At 34.3% G+C, this 2,255-nt stretch carries 3 protein-coding genes; all 3 read right to left on the bottom strand.

Annotated features, from left to right (window positions below; translation table 11 throughout):
- Nucleotides 1-374: hypothetical protein (locus tag NT145_03660; protein MCX5781789.1), on the bottom strand; the 374-nt coding region annotated here is incomplete at its 3' end.
- Entirely contained in the window at nt 371-586 is a 216-nt protein-coding gene (locus tag NT145_03665; protein MCX5781790.1) for a hypothetical protein, read from the bottom strand. The genes NT145_03665 and NT145_03660, both read right to left, overlap by 4 nt.
- A gap of 167 nt (nt 587-753) precedes the next feature.
- The coding region (locus NT145_03670; protein MCX5781791.1) for a hypothetical protein at nt 754-2,255 on the bottom strand (1,502 nt) is incomplete at its 5' end.

Below are 2,255 nucleotides of genomic sequence, written 5' to 3' on the forward strand. Positions count from 1 at the left end.
TTTGTGTCTTTTGTATCTTCCTCAAATTTTTCCCACTCTTGAAGGGTAGTTAATACTCCTTCTGCTATTTTAATTTGGTTTTGAGTAGATGCTAATTCATTTTTAAGGGCTTCTGCCACTAATCCGTCTTTATTGTAAAAACCATGTAGAAATCTTTGGTAGGTAATTTCAATTACTTTTTGAGACATCCATGCTTGTAAATAAGCCTCTTTTAATCTTCCCAAGACTACTTCTTTTTCACCAATCCCAAGAACAATATCTTTAGGGTCTTTAAAAACTTCTGGGATATTATTAAATTCTTGTAAGGGAATTTCTGGAACAGGTTGTTGTATTCCCATTACTGGCATTTTAAAAGGTAATTTTTTATGTTTCATTTATGAAATCTTTTTAAAGTTTTTGCTAAATTTGCTCTCCTTAAAAGAGTAAGTTCTGATTTAGTCAATTTTCCTTTTTGTTCTTTCTTTTGAAGGGCATTAACTGTTTGGGTTAATCTATCCGCAGGAATTTTCTTATTTTGCGAAATTCCTAAAGAACGATGTAGGGCACCCTTTTTACCAATAGCACCTTGTATCCATTTTTTTGCCATATTATTTTTTATGTTTTTTATGTTTAGTTTTCGACCCTACCCTTTCGGGTAATCCTTTTATATCAGGAGTAGAAGCAATCCACTCTTGGAGTTTAGCATCAGAAATTTTACCTTTTTTCTCTAAGGCAAAGAACTTCCTCATTTGAGCTTTTGATTTGAATGGCATATTATTGGGTAGTAATCTGTGGCACCTCTCCTGTGTTAGGGGGTATATTAGTTGGTTGTATTTGATTGGTAGGAACCTGCGGTCTTTCAAAGGGCATTCTCCCTCTTGAAATAAGTCCCTCTATTGCCCCATTGGGATTGGGTTGAGCACCCGCTTCTGGTTTAGTTTGTTGTTGATATTCTAATTCCTTTTCTTTTTGTCTATCTTTTAAGAAAGCATCTTTATGAGTTTGAATATGGGCAATAACGACAGCCTTAGTGATTTTATTCATAGGAACCGTGTTATGAATAATCATGTGGGTATAATGGTCATCATAAGGTTCTATCTCTGGAAGTTTACCTTTCTCTAAAAGTTTATTTTCTTCTTGAGCCCTTAATTCATCAAAGTTTGGAGGAAGCACTTGGTCTATCTCATCTTTATTAAAATCAGAAAGTTGTAATAATTTTTTCTTATAACATCTTTTAGCGGCAGTGAGAGTGTCAGGTTCAATAATTACTTTAGATAATTCCACTAAGGATTGTTTATCCAGCATCTTTTTCTGAAGAGAAACATTGCTGGATTCAATTATAATATCAGGGTCTGTCTTAAAGTTAAAAGTATCGGTTTCAATAGATTCAAACCTGACTCCTAAAGTTCCCTGAATCCTGATAATTTTATCTTTGGCTAATGCCTTAAATTGGGTATATCTACTTAACCATTTAGTCCAGAACTCAACATCGCTATTGGCAAACAACTTAGCCGCTAAAGAATTGCGAGTATCGGCATTAACGGAAGTCAATTGTAATTCTGTGGCTGTTCTTCTTCCGCTAGAAACGATACCTTGTCTTAATTGAGGAGTTCCTACTGTTCTCTCGGAAATATCCCTAATCATTTCATAAATAAGATTGGTCGAATTGGTGATGGTTGATTGTTCTAAAGGAACAATTACATCTCTCAAGGCTCTACCAGCAGGGTCAGTAGGGATATATTTATTAGATTGGGGATTTTTTAAGTCCTGAACATTTAAGATGGCATTTCTATCAAAAAGATAACGAGGATATAATTTGGATTTTTCCATCGCTAATCCCAAATTAACCAAGATAGCACTAGCCCTTTGCTTGTCCTCTAATAAATCGGGAACGGATAAAGACCAAAATTCGTGTGGAATTGGAGAGAAGGGATAAACAGTAATAGGAAATTCATCATCTTTGAAAACTAATTTCTTAACTTCAGTCAATAAAAGTGAACAATTAAAATCGGTAAAGAAATGAACTTTCTTTCCGTCTCTAATAGTGAACCATTCTAAAATAATAAATTCTTTATTTTGATAATCTTCTGGCTCCGAAACAGAAACTTCATTCTTGGCTTCTTTCCTTGCTTCATCAGCATTTTTAGATTGGGTATCTGTCGCTACCCCTAACTTATCAATATTATTAAATTTCTTTTGTTCCATTTCCCATTTAGTCATCGTTCTTTCTAAGGCGATAAAACGGGCACTGGAAATATCTGTGGCTAATGGGTCAA

It is taken from the genome of Elusimicrobiota bacterium, from assembly GCA_026388075.1.
Lineage (GTDB): Bacteria > Elusimicrobiota > Endomicrobiia > Endomicrobiales > JAPLKN01 > JAPLKN01.